Annotated in this window: 24 protein-coding genes; 16 read left to right on the top strand and 8 right to left on the bottom strand. The window is 70.3% G+C overall.

Annotation, left to right across the window (positions count from 1 at the left end; genetic code table 11):
• Positions 1-18: 18 nt before the first annotated feature.
• Entirely contained in the window at positions 19-921 is a 903-nt protein-coding gene (locus ISP_RS08915) for an NADP-dependent oxidoreductase (protein WP_013223554.1), read from the bottom strand.
• 154 nt (positions 922-1,075) lie between these two features.
• Here ISP_RS08915 and ISP_RS08920 point away from each other — a divergent pair, with 154 nt between their 5' ends.
• The 4 genes from ISP_RS08920 to mnmA all read left to right on the top strand — a co-directional run bounded on the left by ISP_RS08920 (position 1,076) and on the right by mnmA (position 6,128).
• A complete protein-coding gene (locus tag ISP_RS08920) occupies positions 1,076-2,359 on the top strand; it encodes a helix-turn-helix transcriptional regulator (protein WP_013223555.1) in 1,284 nt (427 codons plus the stop codon).
• A 44-nt stretch (positions 2,360-2,403) separates the two neighbouring features.
• Positions 2,404-3,771, top strand: coding sequence for an MFS transporter (locus tag ISP_RS08925; RefSeq protein ID WP_013223556.1), 1,368 nt, complete (start codon positions 2,404-2,406; stop codon positions 3,769-3,771).
• Positions 3,772-3,835: 64 nt separating this feature from the next.
• Complete coding sequence (locus tag ISP_RS08930; protein ID WP_013223557.1) at positions 3,836-5,032, top strand: cysteine desulfurase family protein; 1,197 nt, start codon at positions 3,836-3,838, stop codon at positions 5,030-5,032.
• Positions 5,033-5,036: 4 nt separating this feature from the next.
• Positions 5,037-6,128: a tRNA 2-thiouridine(34) synthase MnmA gene (gene mnmA / locus ISP_RS08935; RefSeq protein WP_013223558.1), complete on the top strand. Its 1,092-nt coding sequence runs from the start codon at positions 5,037-5,039 to the stop codon at positions 6,126-6,128.
• A 7-nt stretch (positions 6,129-6,135) separates the two neighbouring features.
• Here mnmA and ISP_RS08940 read toward each other — a convergent pair whose 3' ends face one another.
• The 5 genes from ISP_RS08940 to ISP_RS08960 form a co-directional block, all read right to left on the bottom strand.
• Positions 6,136-7,410, bottom strand: coding sequence for a DUF222 domain-containing protein (locus tag ISP_RS08940; RefSeq protein WP_013223559.1), 1,275 nt, complete (start codon positions 7,408-7,410; stop codon positions 6,136-6,138).
• Between the two features lie 197 nt (positions 7,411-7,607).
• The gene (locus ISP_RS08945) at positions 7,608-8,060 is read right to left on the bottom strand and encodes a GNAT family N-acetyltransferase (RefSeq protein ID WP_013223560.1); all 453 of its coding nucleotides are present in this window, start codon (positions 8,058-8,060) and stop codon (positions 7,608-7,610) included.
• 10 nt (positions 8,061-8,070) lie between these two features.
• Positions 8,071-8,472 (bottom strand): GNAT family N-acetyltransferase, encoded by a 402-nt coding sequence (locus ISP_RS08950; RefSeq protein ID WP_013223561.1) that lies wholly within the window; start codon positions 8,470-8,472, stop codon positions 8,071-8,073.
• A gap of 79 nt (positions 8,473-8,551) precedes the next feature.
• Positions 8,552-9,595: an MBL fold metallo-hydrolase gene (locus ISP_RS08955; protein WP_013223562.1), complete on the bottom strand. Its 1,044-nt coding sequence runs from the start codon at positions 9,593-9,595 to the stop codon at positions 8,552-8,554.
• A gap of 105 nt (positions 9,596-9,700) precedes the next feature.
• Positions 9,701-10,525: a phospholipid scramblase-related protein gene (locus ISP_RS08960; RefSeq protein WP_013223563.1), complete on the bottom strand. Its 825-nt coding sequence runs from the start codon at positions 10,523-10,525 to the stop codon at positions 9,701-9,703.
• A gap of 121 nt (positions 10,526-10,646) precedes the next feature.
• On the opposite strand from ISP_RS08960, the gene ISP_RS08965 reads away from it, so the two are divergent.
• From ISP_RS08965 to ISP_RS08980, 4 genes are all read left to right on the top strand, one after another.
• Positions 10,647-11,684 carry a uroporphyrinogen decarboxylase/cobalamine-independent methonine synthase family protein gene (locus ISP_RS08965; RefSeq protein ID WP_034284403.1) on the top strand — a complete coding sequence of 346 codons (1,038 nt, stop codon included), beginning with the start codon at positions 10,647-10,649 and terminating at the stop codon, positions 11,682-11,684.
• 83 nt (positions 11,685-11,767) lie between these two features.
• Positions 11,768-12,472, top strand: coding sequence for a hypothetical protein (locus tag ISP_RS08970; RefSeq protein ID WP_013223565.1), 705 nt, complete (start codon positions 11,768-11,770; stop codon positions 12,470-12,472).
• Between the two features lie 11 nt (positions 12,473-12,483).
• The gene (ligA, locus tag ISP_RS08975; RefSeq protein WP_013223566.1) at positions 12,484-14,664 is read left to right on the top strand and encodes an NAD-dependent DNA ligase LigA; all 2,181 of its coding nucleotides are present in this window, start codon (positions 12,484-12,486) and stop codon (positions 14,662-14,664) included.
• The gene (locus ISP_RS08980) at positions 14,657-15,151 is read left to right on the top strand and encodes a GNAT family N-acetyltransferase (RefSeq protein WP_013223567.1); all 495 of its coding nucleotides are present in this window, start codon (positions 14,657-14,659) and stop codon (positions 15,149-15,151) included. The genes ligA and ISP_RS08980 overlap by 8 nt, the downstream gene beginning before the upstream one ends.
• 70 nt (positions 15,152-15,221) lie before the next feature.
• Here the strand turns inward: ISP_RS08980 and ISP_RS08985 are convergent, their stop codons facing one another.
• The gene (locus ISP_RS08985; protein ID WP_034284416.1) at positions 15,222-15,875 is read right to left on the bottom strand and encodes an ACT domain-containing protein; all 654 of its coding nucleotides are present in this window, start codon (positions 15,873-15,875) and stop codon (positions 15,222-15,224) included.
• A 235-nt stretch (positions 15,876-16,110) separates the two neighbouring features.
• Here ISP_RS08985 and gatC point away from each other — a divergent pair, with 235 nt between their 5' ends.
• The 8 genes from gatC (at position 16,111) to ISP_RS09025 (ending at position 24,090) form a co-directional block, all read left to right on the top strand.
• Entirely contained in the window at positions 16,111-16,410 is a 300-nt protein-coding gene (gene gatC, locus ISP_RS08990; RefSeq protein WP_013223569.1) for an Asp-tRNA(Asn)/Glu-tRNA(Gln) amidotransferase subunit GatC, read from the top strand.
• Entirely contained in the window at positions 16,407-17,924 is a 1,518-nt protein-coding gene (gene gatA, locus ISP_RS08995) for an Asp-tRNA(Asn)/Glu-tRNA(Gln) amidotransferase subunit GatA (RefSeq protein ID WP_013223570.1), read from the top strand. The genes gatC and gatA overlap by 4 nt, the downstream gene beginning before the upstream one ends.
• Positions 17,921-19,426, top strand: a complete 1,506-nt coding sequence (gene gatB / locus ISP_RS09000) for an Asp-tRNA(Asn)/Glu-tRNA(Gln) amidotransferase subunit GatB (RefSeq protein WP_013223571.1) — start codon at positions 17,921-17,923, stop codon at positions 19,424-19,426. Before gatA ends, gatB begins: the two co-directional genes overlap by 4 nt.
• Before the next feature lie 8 nt (positions 19,427-19,434).
• Positions 19,435-19,965, top strand: coding sequence for a hypothetical protein (locus ISP_RS09005; protein ID WP_013223572.1), 531 nt, complete (start codon positions 19,435-19,437; stop codon positions 19,963-19,965).
• A gap of 279 nt (positions 19,966-20,244) precedes the next feature.
• Positions 20,245-21,315 (top strand): Gfo/Idh/MocA family protein, encoded by a 1,071-nt coding sequence (locus ISP_RS09010; protein WP_013223573.1) that lies wholly within the window; start codon positions 20,245-20,247, stop codon positions 21,313-21,315.
• Positions 21,312-22,232, top strand: a complete 921-nt coding sequence (locus ISP_RS09015; protein WP_013223574.1) for a DUF6807 domain-containing protein — start codon at positions 21,312-21,314, stop codon at positions 22,230-22,232. The genes ISP_RS09010 and ISP_RS09015 overlap by 4 nt, the downstream gene beginning before the upstream one ends.
• On the top strand, positions 22,229-22,951 hold the full coding sequence (locus ISP_RS09020) for a cupin domain-containing protein (protein ID WP_013223575.1): 723 nt from the start codon (positions 22,229-22,231) through the stop codon (positions 22,949-22,951). The genes ISP_RS09015 and ISP_RS09020 overlap by 4 nt, the downstream gene beginning before the upstream one ends.
• A complete protein-coding gene (locus ISP_RS09025; protein ID WP_013223576.1) occupies positions 22,948-24,090 on the top strand; it encodes a Gfo/Idh/MocA family protein in 1,143 nt (380 codons plus the stop codon). The genes ISP_RS09020 and ISP_RS09025 overlap by 4 nt, the downstream gene beginning before the upstream one ends.
• Before the next feature lie 585 nt (positions 24,091-24,675).
• Here ISP_RS09025 and ISP_RS09030 read toward each other — a convergent pair.
• Positions 24,676-25,884, bottom strand: a complete 1,209-nt coding sequence (locus ISP_RS09030; protein ID WP_013223577.1) for a PQQ-dependent sugar dehydrogenase — start codon at positions 25,882-25,884, stop codon at positions 24,676-24,678.
• Between the last annotated feature and the right edge of the window lie 38 nt (positions 25,885-25,922).

A 25,922-nucleotide genomic window follows, 5' to 3' on the forward strand; every position in this document is an offset into this window, starting at 1 on the left:
GATTGGGTCCCCCTTCGGTCAGCCGACCGCGATGGTCACCTTTCCGCCAGGGTGCCCGCCCTCGCTTTCGACCTGCGCCGCGGCCGCCTCGGCCAGCGGATAGCTCTTGCCCTGCGCGATGCCGACCCCGCGATCGGTCACCCAGCCGGCGATCCCGGTGAGGACCTCACGGGTCTGCTCGCCCCCGCTGGAGAACGGGATCCCCAGCTCGAACGCGGCCGCATCGGCGATGGTGATGATCCGGTCCTTGGTGCCCCGCAGCTCGACGGATCCCGGCAGCACCCCGTGCCCGGCAGCGTCGAAGACGGCGTCCACCGGCCCGGACGTGACTTCGCGCACCCGCTCCACCCAGCCGTCGCCGTAGCGGACCGGAACGACGCCCAGCGACTTGAGGTCGTCGAGGCTCCGGCTTCCCCCGGTCCCGATGACGGTCACGCCCTGCGCGAGGGCCACCTGAGCGGCGAACCGCCCGACCGTGCCGCTGGCGCCGAGGAGCAGCAGCGTCTCGCCCTCGCGAACCCCCAGCAGCCCGAGGACGCGAAGGGCGGTCTCGCCGGCGACCGGCAACGCGGCTGCGTCCGCCCACGAAAGGCTTGCGGGCTTCGGCGCGATCGTCTTCGCGAGTGCGTACTCGGCGTAGGCACCGGTCTCCGACCAGCCGAACACCTCGTCGCCCACGGCGAAGTCCGCGCCCTCCCCGACGGCGTCGACGACTCCGGCGACCTCGACGCCGGGGATGTGCGGGAACGGGACCTGGAAGTTCTGCTGCATGGCGCCGTTGCGGATCTTCCAGTCGATCGGGTTGACCGCGGCGGCCCGCACGGCCAGCCGCACCTGCCCCGGGCCGGGCTCCGGCGCCGGAACGTCGGACAGCTGCAGGACTTCCGGTCCGCCGTATGCGGAGAAGGTGATCGCTCGCATGGTGGTTCGCGCTCCTTGGTTCGTGACCTTCGGTTCGAATGTCCTCCCCCGGAAGTCAACTCGCCGGACGGAGCCGCCGAACCGCCCGGACGAGCAGTGTTCACTAGCCGGACGAGCAGGTCGCCGGGCCCCGGACGCGCCTACCTTGGACGTCATGGACGCTTCCTGGTCGGATCCACGGCAGGTGCTGGACGTCGTCGAGCGGCTCCTGTCGGCACCGCGGCCCCAGTTGCTCAGCCGGTTCACCGCCGAGCTGGCCAAGCTGATCCCGCACCGCGCGGCCGCGATGCAGACGGGCGACTGTCCCCGCAGTCCCCTCAAGGTCATCGGCGACGAAGCGATCACGCAGGCCGTGACCAGCGTCGAGCTGCAGCGGCTGGTCGACCGCAGCGAACCGGGCAGGGCCGTGGTGACCGACGGCGTGCTCGGCGGCGTCGAGCGCCGTCTGGTCCTGCTCGCTTCGACCCCGGCCGTCGGGCAGGGCGCGGTGATCGTGGTGGTGCCCGAGGCCGCGGAGCCGCCGCCCGCGGAGCTGGAGCTGGCGGCCCGGCTGTGGCACATCGTCAGCACCGATGCGGGCCAGCGGGCGACGGACCCGGGCCCGGACGTCCTGGCCGGCAGCCTCGCCGCGGCCTCCGCACGCGCCCAGGCGGTCACCGACCTCGGCCAGATACACGCGGCAACCCTGGTCACGGTCCTGTCGGTCCTCCGCTCCGGCCGGCTCTCCGACGCCGTCGCCCGCCGGACCGCGGCCGACCTCGCCGCCGACGCGTTGCTCGAGCTCAAAGGGGTCATCGACCGCGACCAGGTCCTGTCCGCGCAGCAGGCGGACGCGGCATTCGCCGTCCTCAAGACCCAGCTGGCCGACCTGGTCCGGCACACGGAAGTCGACGTCGACCTCGTCGATCCCGTCGGCGACGCGTCTCTCCCGCAGGACATCGCCCACACGGCACGGACGCTCACCCGCGGCCTGGTACTCGCGGCGTTGGACCAGCCAGCGACCACGCGTTTGCGGGCGTCCTGGCGGGTGGACGGACCGGTGCTGCGAATCACGGTCCGCGACGATTGCCCGGAAGTCGCCGACGCGGTCCCGCCCCGAGGCCTGACCGAGCGCCTCACGACCCTCGGCGGCCACTGGGAGGTCGACGCCGTGCCGAGCTGGGGCACCACGGTCACGGCGGTCCTCCCGCTCGGCGTGGCCGAACCGCCGGAGCTGCGTGCCCTCGATCGGCTCAACCCGCGCGAACTGGAGGTCCTGTCGGGTATCTCCCAGGGCCTGCGCAACCGGCAGATCGCCGAACAACTGCAGCTCAGCGAGCACACGGTGAAGTTCCACGTCCGCAACATCCTCGACAAGCTCGACGTGAGTTCCCGCGGCGAAGCGGCCGCGCTAGCCCGTGACCTGCCGCTGGAACCGGTGGCGCGTCGCACTGCCTGAATCACCTTGACCTCCAGCGGGCTGGAGGTTGCAGGCTGCTGATCATGGCCTCGACGATCGACTCCGCACCTCGCCGCCGAAGTGTGCTCTGGAGCGCGGAGCACCGGCTGACCACGATCGCGCTGCTGCTCGTGGTCACGCTGGTCGCGTTCGAGAGCATGGGCGTGGCGACGGCGATGCCCACGCTGGTCGCCGACCTCCACGGGTCGGCGCTCTACTCGTGGCCTTTCACGATCTTCCTGATCTCCAGCGTGGTCGCGACGGTGCTTTCGGGCCGGATCGGCGACCGCCGCGGCCCGGCGCCGGCCCTGCTCGCCGGGCCCGTGTTGTTCGCGGCCGGTCTCCTGGTCGCGGGAACGGCGAGCGGGATGCCGATGCTGCTCCTCGGCCGCGCGTTGCAGGGCTTCGGCGCGGGATTGCTCCTCGTCTCGGTCTCGCTCCTGATCGCACTGACGTTCACCGACCACGAACGTCCGGTCATCTACGCGGCGAACGCTGCCGCGTGGGTCCTGCCCGCGGTCATCGGGCCTTCGGTGGCCGGAGTCGTGACGGTCAGCGTCGGCTGGCGCTGGGTCTTCCTCGGCTTGGTTCCGCTTGTGGTTGTCGGCGTGCTCATGCTGGCCGTGGTCGTCCGGCGCTTGCCCGGCCACGAACCCGCCACGGGCGGGCGACGGGCGAGCGTGCCGCAGGCGATCATCGCCGCGCTCGGCGTCGCAGCCTTGACGTGGGCGGCTCAGCATCAGTCACTCATCGCGCTCGGCTACGGCACGGTCGGACTGATCGCGTTGGGCTATGCGCTCCGCACGCTGCTGCCGTCCGGGACGTTGACTTCCCGCCCCGGCCTGCCGACGGTCATCGCCTCCCGTGCCCTGATCGCCGGAGCGTACGCCGGGATGGAGGCGTATCTCCCGCTGACGATGAGCGCGGTCCACGGTTACAGCCCCGCCCTCGCCGGCCTGCCACTGACGATCACGGCTCTGGGCTGGTCCGCGGCGTCGGCAGCGCAAGGCCGGTACCTCGACTGGTCGCGAGAGGCATCGCTGCGCACCGGGTTCTGGCTGGTCGCGGCCGGCCTGGTGGGCTTCGGTCTGGTTTCGCAACCGTGGTTTCCCGGCTGGGTCGCCTTCGTGGCCTGCGCGGTCGGCGGCGCAGGCATGGGGATCGCGATGCCCGCGATGTCCGTCCTCCTGCTCCGCTACTCGCCCGAGGGCGAGCGTGGATTCAATACCTCGGCGATGCAACTCGCGGACTGGATCGGCTCCGCGCTGCTCATCGGCCTGGGTGGGGTCCTGCTCGGCGCGGTCGGCTCGGTTCTAGACCCGTCGCCGGCGATGGCGCTGCTCACGGTGGCCTTGGTGACGCTCGCGGCCGTGGGTGTCCGGTTGACCGGGCGGTGGCCGTCAAAGGTGTGACAGCCCACTTCGAGGACCAGGGTGGGCTTCGTAACGCGCTGGAGCGGACTACCCTGGAACAGCGATGACCTATCTCGACCACGCGGCGACCACTCCGATGTTGCCCGAAGCCATAGCGGCGATGACCGAGGCGCTGTCCACCGTGGGCAACGCCTCGGCACTGCATTCTTCGGGCCGCCGGGCTCGCCGGATGGTCGAAGAAGCCCGCGAAACCATCGCCGAGGCGCTGGGCGCCCGTCCCTCCGAGGTGATCTTCACCGGCGGAGGCACCGAGAGCGACAACCTCGCGATCAAGGGCATCTACTGGGCTCGTCGCGGCGAGCAGGAGCAGCGTCGCCGCATTCTGTGCGGTGCCGCGGAGCACCACGCTGTGCTGGATACCGTCGAATGGCTCGAGGCCCACAGCGGCGCCGAGGTCACACTGCTCGACGTGGACAGCCAGGGACGGGTGTCGCCTGACATCCTCCGGGCAGCCATCGCCGCGGATCCCGAGACCGTGGCGTTGGCCACCGTGATGTGGGCGAACAACGAGGTCGGCACGGTCAACCCGATCGCCGAGCTGGCGTCGGTGTGCGCCGAGTTCGACATCCCGTTCCACACCGACGCGGTCCAGGCCGTCGGGGCCGCGCCGGTCGACTTCGCCGCCAGCGGCGTCGCAGCGCTCACCCTGACCGGGCACAAGCTCGGCGGACCCTTCGGAGTGGGAGCGCTTCTGCTTGGACGGGACGTGCCTTGCGCGCCTCTGCTGCACGGCGGAGGCCAGGAACGCAACGTTCGCTCCGGCACCCTGGACGTCCCGGCAATCGTGGGTTTCGCAGCTGCCGTCCGAATCAGCGTCGCGTGCCGAGCCGACTACGCGAAGCGCGTTGAGGAGCTTCGAGACGAGCTCGTCGAGGCGGTCCGACGCGAGGTCCCCGACGCCGTCCTCAACGGTGGAGATGGCGAGAGGCTGCCCAGCCATGCCCACTTCACCTTCCCCGGATGCGCCGGCGACAGCCTGTTGATGCTGCTCGACGCCAAGGGCATCGAATGCTCGACGGGATCGGCGTGCACCGCAGGCGTCGCCCAGCCAAGCCACGTGCTGCTCGCCATGGGGGCCGACCCGGCAGCGGCTCGCGGTTCCCTTCGTTTCTCACTCGGCCACACATCCACCGCCGCGGACATCGACGCCGTGGCTGCGGAGATCGGTGGCGTCGTCATGCGCGCCCGGCAGGCCGGCCTTGCCGGAATGCGCAAGCAGACCCAGAAGCAAGAGGTGTAAGGCAATGCGGGTTTTGGCCGCGATGAGCGGAGGAGTGGACTCGGCGGTCGCCGCGGCGCGCGCGGTCGACGCCGGGCACGATGTCGTCGGGGTGCATCTGGCTCTGTCCGCCAAACCGGGAACTCTGCGGACCGGCTCGCGCGGGTGTTGCACGATCGAGGACTCACACGACGCCCGGCGAGCTGCTGACATCCTCGGAATCCCGTTCTACATCTGGGATTTCGCCGAGCGCTTCACCGAAGAGGTCGTGGAAACCTTCGTCGGCGAATACGCCGCCGGGCGCACCCCGAATCCTTGTGTCACCTGCAACGAGAAGATCAAGTTCGAAGCGCTCCTCGAAAAGGCGATGGCGCTGGGATTCGATGCGGTCGCGACAGGTCACTACGCGCGTCTCACCGTGGTAGACGGTGTGCCTGAGTTGCGTCGTAGCGCGGACAGCGGCAAGGACCAGTCGTACGTACTCGCCTCGCTGACGCCGGACCAGCTCAGTCACGCGATGTTCCCCCTGGGCGACTCCTGGAAGACCGACGTGCGGGCCGAGGCGGAGCGACGAGGCCTGTCCGTCGCCAACAAGCCGGACAGCCACGACATCTGCTTCATCCCGGACGGCGACACCAAGAAGTTCCTGGAGAACCGGCTGGGACAGCGTCCTGGCGAGCTCGTGGACGCGGAAACGGGTGCGGTCCTCGGCCGGCACACGGGCGTGCACGGGTTCACGGTCGGCCAGCGCAAGGGGCTGGGGATCGATGCTCCGGCGCCCGACGGCCGTCCTCGGTACGTCCTGTCGCTCGAACCGGTGTCGGGCTCCGTCAAGGTCGGCTCCGTGGCCGACCTGGGCGTCAAGGTGATCGAGGCTGACCGGGCGACCTGGCCCAGCGGCCGGCCGTTGACCGAACCCACCGAATGCGTGGTCCAGGTCAGGGCCCACGGAGGGATCGTGGATGCGGTCGCCGACGTGGACGACGACACCATGACGGTGCACTTGCGCGAGCCGCTGCGCGGGGTCGCTCCGGGTCAGGTCGTCGTTCTCTACCGCCCCGATCCCGGCGATGGAGACGTCGTCCTCGGCAGCGCGAAGATTTCCGGCACCCGCTGATCCTCGGTCACTTCCGCCGGGGCTTCTTCCGGAGCCGGTTCGCCCGTCGGCGGCCGGGGTGCATCGACGGTGGCGTTGTCGAGTGGACCTGTCCTGTCGGCGTCGCGACGTTGACGATGCCGCCCGGCGTGACTTCGTAGTCCCAGCCAGGCTGTCCCTCCAGCTTGCTGTGCCGCGAGCAGAAGGTGACGGCCTGGTCTGCAACGCCGCCGGACTCGCCCTTCGTGCGGGTCGCTTTGATCCCGCAGCGCTGTGCAGGGCGCGTGCATCCGGGCTGCCGGCACTCTTGGTCGCGAACCCTGATGAACTCGTCCTGCTCGAGCGAGTAGCGCGTCGGCGACAGCTCGACTGCGTGACCGGTTCGCGGATCGGTGAGAACTCGGCGCAGCGTCGTGTCGGGTCCGCCGATGATGTGCCGAGCCAGCGCAGACGCGATGGGCCCGCGACCGGACAACGCCGCCGGGGTCTGATTGAGGCCGAGGTAGGTGGCCAGGTCGATGTGCAGGAAGACCTCGGTGCGTTCGCTCGGGCCTCCGGTGCCGCTGAGCAGCAGGTCGATGGCCACGTCCGCTCGGAGCTGATCCAGCGTGCGCGGTTCGTCCGGCGTCTTCAACGCACGGGCGGACTGGTCGACGCGGGCATAGGCAGCGGTTGCCTTCTCCGTCGGTGCGTTGTTGACCGACAGATGGGTCACGCCGGTGTCTTGGTGGCGCAGGGTGAACCGCCGCTCGACGAGTTTTCTCTCGGTGCGGAGCGCCGCGCCGTCGGGATCGGCCTGCGCGGCGGCGTAGGCCGCGGCCCGGCGAACCTGGGTGGCGTTCCGTCCTGGCACCCGATCCTCGAGCGTTGCGTCGACGACGCGTACGTGCTCTCCCGACAGCCATGCCGTCGCGTCGGTGACCTTCATAGCGCGGTAGAGGTCGAGCCGGCCGTCGTCCATGAGGTTGAGCATGCGGGGGAGGCGGGCAATGAGCGCGTTGGCCGCGGAAACGATGGCACTGGCGCGGTGTTCCGTTACGGACAAGGCCAACGCGACTTCCGAGGACGCGCTGGTTGCCCGTCTCCGTCTTACGCTCAAGTCTGCGATCGCTCTCAGCTGCACCGCCTGCAGCTTCGAGATCTCCGCTTCGGTATCGCGGATCAGATCGATGACCTGGTCGTCTTTCATGCGCTGCAACGTGTTCGGGTCGGCGCGGACCGATTGCAGCACGAACGGAAGTTCGCCGTCGGCGCTCTGGACGAGTGCGGGGACGAGCTTGTGGACTGGTTGTGAATGTGTCATGAGTCCGACGGTACGACGGTTCGCAAGGAAAGTCATCAAAAGGGCACGAACGGTCCGTTCGTGCCCTCCGCGGCTTGACGGATCGCAATTCTTTCGGGATCGTTTCGCGTACGCGGACGTCCGCGTGGTGATCACAGGAGGGGTCGATGTCCGAAGTGGACAATCGTTGCTTCGATGGAGGTAGCGGGCTTCATCGCTCAGAGCTTGAGCTTGAATCCCGTGTGGCTGGGCGTGAATCCGAGCCGCTCGTAGAGCCGGTGTGCGTTGGTCCGAGAGCTGTCCGACGTGAGTTGCACCAAGGCGCACCCGCGCCGCCGCGACTCGTCGATCGCCCAGCGGACGAGATCGGCGCCCAGTCCGGTGCCTCGATGGTCGGCGTGGATCCGCACGGCCTCGATCTGGCCGCGAAGCGCGCCACGCCTCGCGAGCCCCGGAATGATCGTCAGCTGCAGGGTGCCGACCGGCTTGTCGCCTGACGCGACGACCACCAAAAGCTGGTTCGGATCGGCGTCGATCTCGTCAAAGGCGCGCAGGTACGGCTCGAGTTCGCCGGGATCGTCCCGGGTGGCGCCGAGCTGGTCATCCGCCAGCATGTGCACGATCGGCTCGATGTCTTCTCGCCGTGCTCTGCGGATGGTGTAGTCGGCCACGACGTCAGTATCACAGCACGCGGGTGAATCCTTGGTAGCTGTACTCGAAACCGAAGCGTGCGTAAAAATCTCGCAGGTCGGCGCGGTTGACGCCCGAATCGAGGTGGATGCGTGCGCACCCGCGCCGGCGGGCTTCGTCGATGCCCCAGGTCAGGAGTGCGCTGGTCACACCGCGTCGCGCGGCGCGGATGCCCTCGAGCAGGCCACGGGGCGCGCCGTCCCAGGAGAGGCCTCGAAGCACGGTCAGCTGTGCAGTGCCGGCGACACCGTTGTCGTCCTCCGCCACGACCAGCGTGACATGCGGAGTGTTCATGAGTTCCCGGAGCGCGGCTGCCAACGGCTCGCCCGGTGCTGCGAACAGGCGCACAAGCGCCTCGATGTCCGTTGCCCGGGCGCGTCTGATGACCTCCATTGCCCCCAGTATGCAGGAGGCCGGACAGCGGACCTAACTGCAACGAGGTGGCTACCCGCAGTGCCGGCCGGGCGTGCGCTCAGGCCACCGCGTAACGACGAACGCCGTCGACGGTCTGGGCGCTCAGTTTCCCTTGGGAAACCAGGAGATCGAGGTGTGCCGCGGTTTCGAGGACCGCAAGCATTTGATTGAAGGAGTCCATTTCGGACAGTTTGCGGCTGCGGCGGGTCCAGCCGATCCGGTGCGCGGCTTCGTACGCGCAAGTAGCGCCGGCCTCGATTTGGGAGGCTGTCGTCTCGAGACGTTGACGATGGTGTTCCAGCAGTTCGTCGACTCGGGTGTGCACGCTCTCGGACACCGGGCCGTGGGCGGGAAGCATGCGGCGGTCCGGCATCGCGCGCACCAAGCGAAGTGAGCCGATGAAGTCGTTGAGCGGCAGTTCGGCCGGTACCGGCTGGAACCCGATGGAGGGGGTGATGTGCGGAAGCACGTGGTCACCGGAGAACAACAGGTCGGCGGTGTCGTCGACGAAGACGACGTGACCGGAGGTGTGCCCTGGAGTGGCGACGACTTCGAACTCGCGCCCGGGCAGGATCGGCCGCGGGCCCGGTGTCAGCCATTCGTCGGGCGCTTCCCAGAGGTCGGCTTCCGTGTGCCGCCGGTTCGTGCCGAACTGGCGGGCCAGCGCCTCCACGACTTCGCCGGCCCCGGCCTGGAACAAGAGGTCGACCTGGGCTTCCATCGGCAGGCGGTCGGGATTGCCGGATGCCTTGAGCGATGGCTCTTCGTCCTGACCGAGAGCGATCTTCGAACCGAAGTCACGACGGAGGACCACCGCCTGCGAATAGTGGTCCCGATGCACGTGGGTCACGAGGAACTCGCTGACGTCGGCGAGTCCGGCGCCGATCCCGCTCAGAGCGTCGGCGAGCTGTTGCCGGGCCACGGTCAGCGCCCAACCGGAATCGACCAGGACCAGCTTCTCACCGTCGGTGACCGCGTAGACGTTGACTGCGCGCAGAGCATCGTTGGGCAGCGGCAACGGGATCCGGTAGACGCCGGACGAGACCTCGTAGATTCCGGGCTCGGTCCAGTTCCTGTCGCTGCTTTCCGGCAACGGTTCCACGCCTGACCTCCGTCCCGGCGAGACTGCGGCGTCCCGGCCTTTCTTCACCCTGAGCCGTGCCGGGCCCGCTGTCCACCTGGAGGAGATGAGACGCCGGTCACTCGATCAGTCGGTGTCCTGCTTCAGGGCCGTGTCGATCGTCAAGGCCGCGGCGACCACCATGCTGGCGAGCGGATCCGGCAGCGGATGAGGGATCTCCACGACGTAGTTGTCGGCCGTGGTGAAGGCGGCTTTGAGGAATCCGCCCCAGGTCTTCGTCACCCGGGCGACCTCGGTGTCGGCGTGGTCGCGAATCGAGAAGTTCCAGGCTCGCCAGTTCTCGGCGAAGATCCCGCCGACCGACCGGCCGTCGACGATGAAGCCGAACCGGATCTTGCCGAAGACGTTCTCCTGGACGATCTCGCCGATCGGCGTCTCGTCGGCCCTGGTGACGAGGAACCGGGACTTGAACACCTTCGCCGGCCGGGTCACCTTGAGCACGGTGCTGTGGTTCGCGTCGCGCACTTCGAATTTGTGGGTCAGGAACTGGTCGTAGTTGGTCAGGAGCCGGATCGCCTTTTTCAGCGTGCTCTGGCCCACCTCGACGACCCCGCCGAGCCGGTTGCCGTTTTGGTCGAAGACGCCGAACTCGTTGGCCATCTCGATGAGCTTGGCGCGCTGGTTGACCACCAGGACCGGCTCGGTGAACAGGGTCCCGCCCCCGGCGCGTGTTCCGCCTCGGCCACGTGTCGCGCGATTGACCTGGTTCTGAATCCGGGCCGGGTCGTGGGCGCGTTCGATGTCCAGCTCGATCGGCTCGGAGTCGCTGTGCGGCGGAAAGGGGGCGGCCGGGCGGGTGTCGGCGGTCCAGGCCCGGCCGTCCCACCATCGGTGCAGACGGGGGTCCCGCGCGTCCGGGTACCAGCCCGGCTGCGGTGGCGAACTCGTCATGGCCGGTCAGCCTATCGCCGCGGACCCGCTCATGGTGCCACCGAACGGAAATGCGGTAATTGTCCGCATCTTGTCGCCCCGGCCGGTACCCGCAAGGATGGGTCGACCAGAATCGGTGGTTGTGAGTGAGCGAATCTGGCCCAGCGGAGCCGCAACGGCCATCGGATCGATGCCGGGCGACGACCCCGCTGAAGCGGCGGCGGTCGTGTTCGGAGAACTGCCCGACTTTCCGCATCTGCCCGAGCTGCCGGCCCGCGGCGTCGGAGCGGACGTGCTCGGCCGGTCCGCGGCACTGCTCGTCGACCTGGCTGTCGAGGTCGTGCCGAGCGGCTACCGCGTCGCCTCCCGGCCTGGGCACGAACACCGCCGGGCCCTCGACCTGCTGCGCTGGGATCTCGACGCCGTACAGGAGGCGCGGGAGAAGTCCGGGGTCACCCCGCCGCTCTTCAAGGTTCAGCTGGCCGGGCCGTGGACGCTCGGCGCCGGGATCGAACTGCCCCGGGGCCACCGGGTGCTCACCGATCGCGGGGCTTTGCGGGACTTCACGTCGTCCCTGCTGGACGGCCTGGCCGAACACGTCGCGGAAGTGCGGGCCAGGATCGGCGCACCGGTCGTGGTCCAGTTCGACGAACCGTCGCTGCCCGCGGTGCTGGCCGGCGACCTGTCGACGCCGTCCGGCTACGGGAACGTCCCCGCGGTGCCGGCGCCTGAGGCCCGTCAGCTGCTCACCACGGTGATCGAGGGCGCGCGACGGATCACCGATCGCCCGGTGATCCTGCACTGCTGCGCCGCGAAACCGCCCCTAAGGCTGCTGCGTGAGGCCGGTGCGGACGCCTTGGCCTTCGACCTCGCAGCGCTCGACGGTGCCTCTGCCGCGTTCCTCGACGAGATCGGCGAGGTGTGGGACGGCGGGGCGACCCTGTTCATGGGCGCGGTTCCGACGACCTCGCCGTCGTCTCCGCTGAGCCTGAAGGATGTCGGAGAGCCGGCGTTCCGGCTGGCCGACCGGCTCGGCTTCAACCGCAGCGTCCTCGCCGAACGGGCGGTGCCGACACCGGCCTGTGGCCTTGCCGGCGCGACGCCGGACTGGATGCGGCGGGCCCTGGCGCTGACCCGGGACCTCGGCAAAGCCTTCGTGGAGCCGCCGGAAGGCTGGTGACGGAATCCGGCAACTCGCCGACGTCCGCTCCGGCCGGCAAGTAGCGTGTCGCGTAGCCGACCGAACGAGGATCATCCGTAACCATGCGTCTGTTCCGCCGCAAGAGCGCCGCCGCCGATCCGCCCGACCCGCGCACCGCGTGGCCCGAGCAGCCCGTGCCGGACGATCCGGCGGCCGCCGCGGAGGCGTTCTGGCACGGCTGGTTCGAGCTGCTTCCGATGGTCAGCGCGGCACTGGGTGAGGGCGAGCCGCACCGGGTCGAGTACGAGCTCTGCCAGCTGGTCGAGGCGCTGCACCCGCGGCTGCACTTCTCGCTCGAGCGTGGTCGCCAGGCGATCTACGCCCTGGTCGTGACCGGCCAGGAAGATCCCGAAGTGCGGCCGTTCACCGACGCGTGGCGCGCGGCCGCGCCGCCGGACGACGCGATCTGGGAGTACCACGATTCGGTGCCGCCGGTGCCCGATCCGACCGAGGTCACGGTGAACCTCGGCGAGCACCGGATCGCACTGGCCGATGTCCGGGTCGCCGCCCAGGTGGACGACGACGAGCGCGTGGTCGACGTCGCGGTCTTCCACCCGCGCTTCGGCGATCTCGACGATGACGCCCGGCGGACCATGACCTTCCTGCCGCTCGACGCGACATTGGGTGAACGGCTCGCCGCCGAACGGTTACGGCGCGTCGAGACCGCGGAGGCCGAGCCGGCCGGTGCCATCACCCTTCTGGAGCTCCGTGAACTGGTCCGCGGACTGGCCGGCGGACCGGACGAAAATGTCGGTCCCCCCGGCTAGGGTTACCACCCGTGAGCAGCACCGAGCTTCCCCAGGACCAGGTTGCGGCGGTCGACGCCGAGGTGGCCGTGGAGGACATCACCGATGTCCCGGCCGACGTTCGAGAGCGGCACAGCGCCCTGGCCGAGGAACTGCGTGACCACCAGTTCCGCTACTACGTCCTGGACTCGCCGATCATCTCCGACGGGCAGTTCGACGAGCTGCTGGGCGAACTGCAGCGGCTCGAGGATGCGCACCCGGCGCTGGTGACACCCGAATCGCCGACTCAGCGGGTCGGCGGCACGTTCTCGACCGAGTTCACCGCGCACGACCACCTCGAGCGCATGCTCAGCCTGGACAACGTGTTCGCCGAGGACGAGTTCCTGGCCTGGGTCGAACGCGTCGAGAAGGAGGTGGGGCGCACAGAATTCCTCGCCGAGCTGAAGATCGACGGCCTGGCGATCAACCTCCTGTACGAAAACGGCCACCTGACCCGGGCCCTCACGCGAGGCGACGGCCGGACCGGTGAGGACGTCACGCTCAACGTCCGCACGCTCGACCAGGTGCCGCAGACGCTGACCGGCACCGATCAGTTCCCGGTGCCCGCCCTGGTCGAGGTGCGCGGCGAGGTCTTCTTCCGCGTCGAGGACTTCCTCGAGCTGAACGCGAAGATGGTCGAAGCCGGCAAACCGCCGTATGCGAACCCGCGCAACACCGCGGCCGGCTCGCTGCGGCAGAAGGATCCCAAGATCACTCGCGAGCGCCGGCTGCGGCTCATCTGCCACGGACTCGGTAAACGCGCCGGCTTCGAGCCTCAGCGCCAATCGGAGGCCTACGACGCGCTGGCCGCGTGGGGGCTGCCGGTGTCGCCACACAGCAAGGTCCTGACTTCGGCTGACGAGCTGACCGCGCACATCGCCTACTGGGGCGAGCACCGGCACGACGCCGAGCACGAGATCGACGGCGTGGTCATCAAGGTCGACCAGGTGGCGTTGCAGCGGCGGCTGGGCACGACGTCGCGCGCCCCGCGGTGGGCGATCGCGTACAAGTACCCGCCGGAAGAGGCGATCACGACGCTGCTGGACATCCAGGTCGGCGTCGGGCGAACCGGGCGCGTGACCCCGTTCGCGGTCACCGAGCCGGTCACGGTCGCGGGGTCGACCGTCTCGCGCGCCACCCTCCACAACCAGGAGGAGGTCAAGCGCAAGGGCGTGCTGATCGGCGACCGGATCGTCATCCGCAAGGCCGGCGACGTCATTCCCGAGGTCCTCGGTCCGGTCGTGGACGCGCGCACGGGCGACGAGCGCGAGTTCGTCATGCCCACCCACTGCCCGGAATGCGGCACGGAGCTCGCCTACCAGAAGGAAGGCGACAAGGACATCCGGTGCCCGAACACCCGGTTCTGCCCCGCGCAGCTGCGGGAGCGCCTGTTCCACCTGGCCGGACGCGGCGCCTTCGACATCGAGGTCCTCGGGTACGAGGCTGCGGTCGCGCTGCTCGACGCGCGGGTGGTCGCCGATGAGGGCGACGTCTTCGACCTGAACGAGGACAGCCTCGCCGAGGTCGAGCTGTTCCGGACCAAGGCAGGGGAGCTGTCGGCGAACGCGCGGAAGCTGCTCTCCAACCTCGACGCGGCCAAGGACCGGCCGTTGTGGAAGGTGCTGGTCGCTTTGTCGATCCGGCACGTCGGGCCGACAGCGGCGCAGGCGCTGGCCCGTGAGTTCGGCTCGATCGAACGAATCGAGCAGGCCACCGAGGAGGAACTTTCGGCAGTCGACGGCGTCGGCCCGACCATCGCCCACGCGACGCAGGAGTGGTTCGACGTCGCCTGGCACCGGGAGATCGTCGAAAAGTGGCGACGCGCCGGCGTGCGGATGGAGGAGGCGCGCGACGAGTCGATCCCTCGCCACCTCGAGGGGCTGTCGATCGTGGTCACGGGTTCGCTCGACGGCTTCTCGCGCGACGAGGCCAAGGAAGTCGTCATGGCCCGCGGTGGCAAGGCTGCCGGGTCGGTCTCGAAGAAGACCGCCTTCGTCGTCGTCGGGGACTCGCCTGGTTCGAAATACGACAAGGCCGTTCAGCTCAAGGTGCCGGTGCTCGACGAAGCCGGCTTCCGCGTCCTGCTGGAGCAGGGCCCCGACGCGGCGCGGGAGGTGGCGCTGCCGGCCGGCGAGGAGACCGCCGAGCAAGAGACCGGGGGAACGGATGGGTGACGTCGAGATCAGGCCGCCGCGGCCCGAGGAGTACGCCGCGGCTGGCGAGGTCACGGTGCGGGCGTACGAGGCCGACGGCCACTTGGCCTACGACGTCGGCTACGACGCGATGCTGCGTGATGTCGCGCGGCGGGTCGAGAAGGCCGAGGTCCTCGTCGCCGTGGACGGGGCGGGGGAGGTGGTCGGCACCGTGACCGTCGTGCGCCCGGGGTCCGAATACGCCGAGATCTCGCGTCCGGGTGAGCTGGAGTTCCGGATGCTGGCGGTGGCGCCATCGGCGCGGGGCCGCGGTGTCGGCGAAGCCTTGATCAAGGCTGTGTTCGACCGCGCACGCGCGCTGGGTCTCCGCAGAGTGGTGCTGAGCAGCCTCGACCGGATGCACAGCGCGCATCGGCTCTACGAACGCCTCGGGTTCACGCGCCTGGCCGAGCGGGACTGGCGGCTGCTCCCGCACATCACCCTGATCGCCTATCAGATCGACTTCTGACCTGGGCCTTGTCGAGAAAGGGACGAGTCCGCGTGCGCTCGTCCCTTTCGGCGATGTGACGGGCTTCCCGCTACCCGTCGAGGACGACCGCGACGATGCCGGCGAGGTGGGCGAGCCGGGCGACCTCGGCGGCGCGGAAGTTCGGGCCCCCGGGACGGGCGACGAGCAGCGCCTTGCCCGGCTTGCCGAGCGGGGTCGCGGCGAGCTCGGTGCCGAGCTCCTTCCACGTCTCCGGGATCCAGTCCTCCTCGCTGTCGAGGACCGTCGCACGTTCCAGCGGCAGCCACGGCAGATCGGTGATCGGGGTTTCCGGGGCCGCGCTGGACGAGGCCAGCCGGACCGCGCCGGTCTCCGAATATTCGACGATCATCGCCCAGCCGGCGCGCACGATCCGGGGAACGCCCTCGGCGAGGATGTCGAGGCCGGACTTCGGCTGCGCGGCGATCTCTTCGACGAGCTCGAGCTCGCGGTGCGTGTCCAGGACGCCCGCGTAGGGACGGACCGCATCGACTTCGACGCCCTCGACGCTCTCCGCCGCCGTGATCAGCGCGTCGGGCAGGCGGCCCGACGGGAGCTCGACCACCAGGTCGTCGACGGCGACTCCGCTGCCGCGCTCGACGACGTCCACGCTGAGGATGTCGGCGCCTACCGTGCCGAGCGCCGTGGCGACCGCGCCGAGGGTCCCCGGGCTGTCCGGAAGGAGGACCCGGATCAGGAACGACACCACGCGCCCCTCTCACCTCTGTCGTCCCAGCCTTGCCGTGGGACGCTCGATGCCGGTCGCCGATTGTGACAGACCCACCCGGCTCGTGGGCCTGCTGTCCGCCGGGCGGGATGTGAGCGTCGCCGGACGGCAGCCGGCTTGCGCCGGGCGTAACCCAGTCGAGTCCGCCCGCGCCGCCACCATAGACTTGCAGCTTCCGAGACAACCCGCACAGCACAACCCGGGAGTCACCCGCGTGCCCAACATTTCCCGAGACGAGGTCGCGCACCTCGCGAAGCTGGCCAGGCTGGCCGTGACCGACGACGAGATCGACGTCTTCGCCGGCCAGCTCGACCAGATCCTGGACTCGGTGGCCAAGGTGAGCGAGGTCGCCGCCGCCGACGTGCCGCCCACGTCGCACGCCGTGCCGCTGACGAACGTCTTCCGACAGGACGTCGTCGTCCCCGGGCTCTCGCAGCAGCAGGCGCTGGCCGGTGCGCCGGCCGCCGAGGACGGGCGTTTCCGGGTGCCGCGGATTCTGGGGGAAGAGCAGTGACCGAGCTCATCAAGCTGACCGCCGCGGAGCTGGCGGGCAAGATCCATTCGCGCGAGGTGTCCGCGGTCGAGGTCACGCAGGCCCACCTGGACCGGATCGCCGAGGTCGACGACCACATCCACGCGTTCCTGCACGTCGACACCGAGGGCGCGCTGGCCGCGGCCAAGGCGGTCGACGAAGGCCTCGCCGACGGCAAGGCGCCCGCGTCGCCGCTGGCCGGCGTGCCGCTCGCGCTCAAGGACGTGCTGACCACCGAGGGCGTGCCGACGACCTGTGGTTCGAAAACGCTCGAAGGCTGGCTGCCGCCGTACGACGCCACCGTGACGCGCAAGCTGCGCGAGGCCGGTGTCGTCATCCTCGGCAAGACGAACATGGACGAGTTCGCCATGGGCTCGTCGACCGAGAACTCCGCGTACGGCCCGACGCACAACCCGTGGGACCACGCCCGCATCCCGGGCGGGTCCGGCGGTGGCTCGTCGGCGTCGATCGCGGCGTTCGAGGCCGCCATCGCCATCGGCACCGACACCGGTGGGTCGATCCGGCAGCCCGGGTCGGTCACCGGGACCGTCGGGGTCAAGCCGACCTACGGCGGCGTCTCGCGGTACGGCCTTGTCGCTTTTTCGTCCTCGCTCGACCAGGCCGGGCCATGCGCGCGGACGGTGCTCGACGCCGCCCTGCTGCACGAGGTCATCGCCGGGTACGACCCCCGGGACTCGACCTCCATCGACACGCCGGTGCCCCCGGTGGTCGCCGCCGCCCGTCAGGGCATGACCGGTGACCTCAAGGGCGTCAAGGTCGGCGTCGTGAAAGAATTCGGCGGCGACGGCTACCAGCCGGGCGTGCTGCGGTCGTTCCAGGCCGCGGTCGAGCAGCTGCGGGCGCTCGGCGCGGACGTCGTCGAGGTGTCTTGTCCGAACTTCGTCTACGCGCTGCCTGCGTACTACCTGATCGCGCCCAGCGAGTGCTCGTCGAACCTCGCGCGGTTCGACGCCATGCGCTACGGCCTGCGCGTCGCCGACGACGGCACGCACAGCGCCGAAGAAGTCATGTCGCTGACGCGGGAGAAGGGCTTCGGCGCCGAGGTCAAGCGGCGGATCATGCTGGGCACCTACGCGTTGTCGTCCGGCTACTACGACGCCTACTACGGCTCGGCGCAGAAGGTGCGCACGCTGATCACGCGTGACTTTGACGCTGCCTTCGAACAGGTCGATGTCCTGGTTTCGCCCACGACGCCGACCACGGCGTTCAAGATCGGCGAGCGCGTCGACGACCCGATGGCGATGTACCTCGCCGACCTGTGCACGATCCCGTCGAACCTCGCCGGCAACGCCGCCATGAGCGTGCCGAGCGGGCTCTCCGACGAGGACGGCCTGCCGGTCGGGCTGCAGATCATGGCGCCGGCGCTCGCCGACGACCGGCTCTACCGGGTCGGTGCCGCCTACGAGGCCGCCCGCGACGCCGCCGCCGGTGGGGCGCTCATCCACAAGGTCCCGGAGCTGGGAGGAACGAAGTGACTGCCGTGGCCGAGTTGATGGACTACGCCGACGTCGTCGAGCGGTTCAACCCCGTGCTCGGGCTCGAGGTGCACGTCGAGCTGAACACGAACACGAAGATGTTCTGCGGCTGCCCGAACGAGTTCGGCGGCGAGCCGAACACGAAGGTCTGCCCGACCTGCCTCGGCTTGCCCGGGGCGCTGCCGGCCGTCAACGGCAAGGCCGTCGAGGGTGCGATCCGGATCGGGCTCGCGCTGAACTGCGAGATCGCCGAGTGGTGCCGGTTCGCGCGGAAGAACTACTTCTACCCGGACATGCCGAAGAACTTCCAGACCTCGCAGTACGACGAGCCGATCGCCTTCAACGGCTACCTCGACGTCACGCTCGACGACGGCGAGGTCGTGCGCGTGCAGATCGAGCGCGCGCACATGGAGGAGGACACCGGCAAGTCGCTGCACGTCGGCGGCGCCACCGGGCGGATCCACGGCGCCGAGCACTCGCTGCTCGACTACAACCGGGCCGGCGTACCGCTGATCGAAATCGTGACGAAGCCGATCGAGGGCACCGGCGAGCGGGCTCCTGAGGTCGCACGGGCCTACGTGAGCGCGCTGCGGGACCTGCTTCGCGCGCTCGACGTGTCCGACGTCCGGATGGACCAGGGTTCGCTGCGGTGCGACGCGAACGTCTCGCTGATGGCGAAGGACGCGACCGAGTTCGGGACCCGCACCGAGACGAAGAACGTCAACTCGCTGCGCAGTGTCGAGCGCGCCGTCCGCTACGAGATGACGCGGCAGGCGGCGATCCTCGCCGAGGGCGGTTCGATCAAGCAGGAGACGCGGCACTTCCAGGAGGCCGACGGGACGACGTCGCCCGGCCGGACGAAGGAGACCGCGGAGGACTACCGGTACTTCCCGGAGCCCGACCTGGTCCCGATCGCGCCGTCGCGCGAATGGGTCGAGGAGCTGCGCGGGACGCTGCCGGAGATGCCTTCGGAGCGGCGGAAGCGGATCCAGCAGGAATGGTCGCTTTCCGACGAAGCCCTGCGTGACCTGCTGAACGTCGGCGCCGTCGACCTCGTTGCGGCCACCGTCGAGGCAGGTGCGTCGCCGGACGAGGCTCGCGGCTGGTGGGTCAACACCCTTGCCCAGGAGGCCAACGCCCGCGAGGTCGAGCTGACTGAGCTGGCGATCACCCCGGCCCAGGTGGCCGAAGTGATCGGGCTGGTCACGTCCGGCGAGCTGACGAACAAGCTGGCGAAGGAAGTCGTCCAGGGCGTGCTCGCCGGCGAGGGCGAGCCGCGGGATGTCGTCGAGAAGCGTGGGCTGAAGGTCGTCTCGGACGACTCGGCGCTGCTCGCGGCGATCGACGAGGCCTTGGCGGCGCAACCCGACGTCGCGGAAAAGATCCGCGGCGGGAAGGTCGCCGCGGCGGGCGCCATCGTCGGCGCGGTCATGAAGGCGACCAAGGGGCAGGCCGACGCCAAGCGGGTCCGTGAGCTGATCATCGAGCGCGTCGGTTCCTGACCGGTTCCATGACACGACCGGGATTCGTCAAAAGCGTCACCTGGCGCGAGTGGCTCGGCCTGGCGGCCGGGCTGCTCGCGCTGGGCTCGACGTTCCTGCCGTGGACCACGCTCACCTCCACCAGGCCGGACATCGAGAACATCCTCGCGCAGCTGCCTCACGGTGACGTCGTCCGCGACGCGTGGCACTCGAGCTTCTTCTCCTGGTGCCCGCCGCTGCCGTTGCTGCTGGCCGGGCTGGTCGTGGTCGCTTTCGGGCGAATCCGGACCCTGCGCGTCAGCGGCCTGCCGCAGCTGTGGCTGGTGGTCGCCGCGGCGTCGCTGCTGCTGATGGTGCTGGGCTGGTTCACCCTGGACTGGGAGTTCGACGGCGACCAGCGCGGCATCTTCGAGGCTGCCGGGGTCGCCATCGGACCCGGCCTGGGCCGGTTCCTCGGCCTGTTCGCGGCGCTGGTGTCCGGTGTTGCCGCCTTCCTGGACATGCGGGCGATGCGGGCCGAGAGCCGGCAGCCGCGGAAGACCCGCAGCAAGAGCGGCTGATCTTCGCGGGCGTTCGAGGGCCCACTTCGGTAGGAGTCCTGCCGCTGGAGAATTTCCGACCGGCCGCGCGAGTCGTCCGACCGGTGGATCGCGAGCGTTGACAACGTTGACATCGCGGTCGCCCGTTGCATGAGAAAGCGCTTTCTGGAACGGTCGGAGAGGCGCAGCCCAGCCGCGGAGATCGCCGTCCTCGTGGGTGGCGGGTGGCGCGGATCGGTGCTGCTGGGGCGCCGGAGCCGTGGAGGGAGACCCGGATTGGCTCAGGGAAAGCGCTTACGGGTGGCCGTCATCGGAACCGGGGCCATCGCGGAGAGCCACCGGACCGCCTTCGAGGCCCACCGCGAAGACGTCGACCTCGTGGCCGCCGCCGACGTCGACGAGGCGCGGGTTGCCGCGTTCTGCGCCGAGACTGAACACGCCAAGCCCTATCGCGACCTGGGCACCCTGCTCGCCGAGCAGGAACCGGACCTCGTCTCGATCTGCACGCCGCCGAGCCTGCACGTCGAGCAAACCAAGAAGGCGCTCGAGAGCGGCGCCTGGGTCTGGTGCGAGAAGCCGCCGTGCCGGTCGCTCGCCGAGTACGACGAGATGACCGTTGCCGAGCGGGAGGGCGGTCCGTACGCCGCCTTCGTCTACCAGCAGCGGTCCGGCTCGGCCGCCGCGCACTTCCGGGACCTGCTCGCCGGCGGGGAGCTGGGACGCCCGCTCGTCGCGCACTGCCAGACCACCTGGTACCGCGATGCCGCCTACTACGCGGTGCCGTGGCGCGGGCGCTGGGAAACCGAGGGCGGCGGACCGGCCATGGGCCACGGCATCCACCAGATGGATCTGCTGCTCCACCTGCTCGGCGACTGGGCCGAGGTGCGTGCGATGACCGCTCGGCTGGTGCACGACGTCGAGACCGAGGATGTCTCCACCGCGTTGGTCCGGTTCGAGTCGGGGGCGCTCGCGACCGTCGTCAACAGCGTCCTCTCGCCGGACGAGGTGAGCCGGATCCGGATCGACTGCGAGCTCGCCACCGCGGAGCTCACCCACCTCTACGGGTACGGCGTCAAGGACTGGCGCTACACCCCGGCGCCGCACGTCGCCGAGGATGCCGTCGAACGCTGGCACACCCCGGCCGACGACGTCGGCAGCTCGCACGCCGCCGCGTTCGCGCCGATCCTCGCCGCCTACCGGGCTGGGCGACGGCCGCCGTGCAGCGGGGACGACGGGCGGCAGGTGCTGGAGTTCATCGCCGCGCTGTACAAGTCCGCGTCCACCGGGCTCGGCGTGCGCCGCGGGGAGATCGGGCCTGGCGATCCCTTCTACCGCGCCATGGCCGGCACCCGGACAGGAGACCGCGGATGAGCGCGACGATCACCGTGACCCACCGGCACGGCGAGCACGTCTCCGTCGAAGCGGGCGGCGTTCAGCTGATGTCCTACGTGTACAAGCCCGACCCGGTGGCCTTCGAGTCGCGCAAGCCCTACGCCCACCCGCTGCGGACCCTCGGCGGCCGGCACGTCAGCGGGTACCGGCCCGCCGACCACCGGTGGCACAAGGGCCTGCAGATGACGGCGAGCCACCTGTCCGGGCAGAACTTCTGGGGCGGCCACACCTACGTCCCCGGCGATTGGTACCAGGAGCTGCCCGACCGCATCGGGTCCATGCGGCACGACGGATTCGCCGGCATCACCGTCGGACGCGATCGGCTGAGTTTCGCCGAAAACCTCACCTGGGTCGCCAATGGCGGGGACGAGTGGGCGAAGGAGCGGCGGGATATCGTCGTCCACTCGGTCGAGCCGGACGAAGGGACCTGGGCGCTCGACTGGGGGATCGAGCTGACCAACGTCCGCGATACCCCGCTCGTGTTCGGCAGCCCGACCACCGCCGGCCGCGAGCTGGCCGGGTACACCGGCCTGCACTGGCGGGGGCCCCGGGACTTCGGCGGTGGCCGGGTCCTCGGCCCCGGCGACCTCGAAGGCGAGGCGATGATGGGCGCGCAGGCGCCGTGGCTCGCGTTCGTCGGCGAGCACGACTTCGTCGACGCGCATTCGACGCTGGTCTTCGCCCACGCCCCCGAGAACGACAAGGCGATCCACGAGTCGCACTGGTTCGTCCGAGCCCAGGAGGCGCCCATGGTCGCCTTTTCGTGGGCGTATTTTGACGAATTCGAACTGCCACCGGGCGAAAGCTTCGCCTACCGGTACCGGATCGTCGTCGCCGACGGGGCCTGGGACCGCGATCGGGTGACCCGCTACCTCGACGGACACGGGTGGTCATGAACGATTTTCCGCTACCGGGTGGCATCGGCGTCTCGCACCTGCGCGCCTACGACTGGACGGCCGAGGACGGCGTCTGCGGCGGCAGCCCGCACATCCACCTCGCCTGCACCGAGGCCTACGTCGTCACCGGGGGCCGGGGTGCCGTCCAGACCCTGAGCGTCGGCGGCTACGCGGAGACGCCGCTGGCTGCCGGCGTGATCGCGTGGTTCGCGCCCGGCACCGTGCACCGGATGGTGCAGGACGACGGCCTGCGCGTCACGGTCCTGATGCAGAACAGCGGGCTGCCGGAGGCCGGGGACGCCGTCTTCACCTTCCCGCCCGATGTGCTCGCCGACGCGGGCGCCTACGCCGAGGCCGCGGCGTTGCCGAAAACCGACGACGCCGCGCGGCAGCGTCGTGACCTGGCCGTCCGCGGGTACCTGCCGCTGCGGGACGCCCTGCGCGACGGCGATCCGGAACCGCTGCGGGCGTTCCACCGTGCGGCCGTCGCGCTGGTCGCGCCGAAGGTCGCAGAGTGGGTACCGCGCTGGCAGGCCGGGGCGCTGCGGGCCGCCGAACTGACCGGGGCACACCTCCAGGCGCTCGCCGACGGCGACGGGAGCCACCTCGACCGGTCCGGCCTGCGGGTCGCGACGCCGTCCAACCCGGACGGCTACGGCATGTGCGGCCGCCGGGCCGAATACGACATCCCGCTCGACCAGGAAGGCTTGCAGAGATGAACCAGTCCAGCATCGGAGTGCTGCTCAACGGGGTGACGGGCCGGATGGGCTACCGGCAGCACCTGCTCCGGTCGGTCCTGGCGATCCGCGAGCAGGGTGGCGTCGCCCTCCCGGACGGCAGCCGCGTACAGCTCGAGCCGATCCTCGCCGGGCGCAACGCCGCGAAGCTCAAGGACCTCGCCGACCGCCACGGCCTGACGGCGTGGACCACCGACGCCGGCTCCGCGCTGCCGGACGTCGATATCTACTTCGACGCGCAGCTGACGTCGGCGCGCGAGCCGTCGGTGCGGGAGGCCATCGCCGCGGGCAAGCACATCTACGCCGAAAAGCCCCTCGCCGAGACGCTGCCGGCGGCGCTGGAACTGGCCGGGCTCGCGCGGGACGCCGGCGTTTGCCACGGCGTCGTGCACGACAAGCTGTTCCTGCCCGGGCTGCTCAAGCTGCGGCGGCTGATCGACGGCGGGTTCTTCGGGCGGATCCTTTCGGTGCGCGGCGAGTTCGGCTACTGGGTCTTCGAAGGCGACTGGCAGGAAGCACAGCGCCCGAGCTGGAACTACCGCGCCGAGGACGGCGGCGGGATCGTGCTCGACATGTTCTGCCACTGGAACTACGTGCTGGAGAACCTTTTCGGCCGCGTCTCGGCGGTGACGGCGAAGGCGGTGACGCACATCCCGCGCCGCTGGGACGAGCAGGGGGAGGCGTACGCGGCGACGGCGGACGACGCCGCGTACGGCATCTTCGAACTGGAGTCGGGGGTCATCGCGCAGATCAACTCGTCGTGGTCGACGCGGGTCTTCCGCGATGAGCTGGTCGAATTCCAGGTCGACGGCACCGAGGGCAGCGCGGTCGCCGGGCTGCGGCGCTGCCGTGTCCAGCACCGCTCGGCGACGCCGAAGCCCGTCTGGAACCCGGACCTGCCGGCCACCGAGCCCTTCCGCGACCAGTGGCAGGAGGTCCCGGACAACGCCGAATTCGACAACGGCTTCAAGGCGCAGTGGGAGGAGTTCGTGCGGGACGTGGTCGCCGGACGGCAACACCGGTACGACTTCTTCTCGGCGGCCCGCGGTCTGCAGGTGGCGGAGGCCGGGCTGACGTCGTCGGCCGAAGGGCGGCGGGTGGAGCTGAAGCCGCTGAGCTGACCGTCCGGGGAGACGAGGGCGGTTCGGCACCGGCCGGCCGTGGCAGTGCGCGGACCGTTCGGGCGGTGGGCGCGCGCGGCCGGTCCTTGAACCTGCGCCCTGCCGCGCCAGCGGCGGAGGACGCCGTGGTCGATAGTCGGCGATCGGTGAAACCCGCGTCCTGCCGCGCGCCGCCGCGGCGCGCGCTGTGGTCGAAAGTCCGCGACCGGCGAAACCGGCGCCCTGCTGCGCGCCGTCGCGGCGCACGCTGTGGTCGAAAGTTGGCGACGGGCGAACCCCCGCGTGCTGCGTGCCCGCCCGGCGCACGCTGTGGTCGAAAAATCGGCGACCGGCGAACCCCGCCGCTGCGCGCCGGCGCGGCGCGCGCTGTGGTCGAAGATTGGCGACCGGCGAAACCCGCGCCTTGCCGCGCCGGCGCGGGCGCGCGCTGTGGTCGAAAGTCGGCGACCGGCGAAACCCGCGCCTTGCCGCGCCGGCGCGGGCGCGCGCTGTGGTCGAAAGTCGGCGACGGGCGAACCCCGCGTGCTGGGCGCCCGCGCGGAGCACGCCGTCGTCAAAAATCGGCGACCGGCGAAAACCTGCTGGTCAGTCCTTGCTGTTGCCGCCGCCGGAGGTGGCTGGGGTGATCAGCACCACACGGTCGTCGCTGGAGACCGGGGTGCCGCCGTCCTTGTTGACCGTGCCCGCCACCGCCAGCTGCGGGTTGATCATGCTCATGCCGGCCAGGCGCCCGTACGTCAGCGGTGGCTTGCCGGTCTTTCCGTCGAGGCTGATCGTCGGCTTGCCGCTGATCGCGCCGTCCGGGCTGACCGGGAGGTTCTGCAGGTTGCCGGCCAGTGCGGTGCCGACCGAGAGCGAGCCGTTGGCGTCGACGAAGTCGGCGCAGCCCGCGACACCCGGCTTGTCCGGCCACGTCCACGCCGGCGTCGCCAGCGGCTGGCCGGCCTGGATCCGGTAGAGGGCGTCCTTGTCGGCGAGGCGGTCGGTGACCCAGACGCGGCCGCCGTCGGCCGAGGCGCACACCCCGCCCGGGGCGTGCAGGCCGGCCGCCACCGCGAGCGACCCGTTCGGGTTGCCCGCCGCGGCCTTGCCGGAAGTGTCGATGCGCAGCAGCTTCCCGGCGAGCGAATTCGGGTCGGCCGCGGCGGCCGGGTTGCCGGCGTCGCCGGTCGCGACCAGCAGCGCGCCCCGGTTGTCGGTGCCGATCGTGCCGCGGTTGCCGGACGCACCCTTCGGGATGCCGGTGAGCACCGGTTTCGGCGACTGGCCCTTGGCGAACCGCACGACGCGGTTGTCGGTCGCGGTCGTGATGTAGGCGAACACCAGCTGGTCCTCGACGTACGACGGCGACAGCGCGAGCCCGGTCAGCCCGCCGTCGCCGGCCGCCTGGACTTCGAGCGTCGCGAAGTCCGTCGCGTCCTTGCCGCTCGTGGCCAGCAGCACGCGGCCGCTCTTGCGCTCGCCGGCCAGCGCGCTGGGCGTGGAGCCGTCACCCGGCAGGCCGGCCACCGCGGCGACGGTGTCCAGGCAGGTCGCGATCACCGACGGGTCGAAGTCCTTGCAGCCCTGCGGCGGCGGTACCGGCGCGGCCGACTGGCCGGGCCGTGCTTGCTTGGGGCCGCTCCCGGAATCCGCACCGGGGCCCTGGACCTCGGGCGGCGATTCGGGGCTCGGGACGGGCGCGGGGCTGAACGTCTGGCCCGCCGCGGTGTCGTCGAACCGCGCGCACCCGGCGGGCAGCAGGACGCCGCAGGCCAAGATCGCCAGCAGGGCCGAGCGGTAGCGGGTGCGCATGATCCCCCAGCCTAAGGGCCGGTGCGTGAACCATGGGT

This window comes from Amycolatopsis mediterranei (assembly GCF_026017845.1).
Classification (GTDB): domain Bacteria; phylum Actinomycetota; class Actinomycetes; order Mycobacteriales; family Pseudonocardiaceae; genus Amycolatopsis; species Amycolatopsis mediterranei.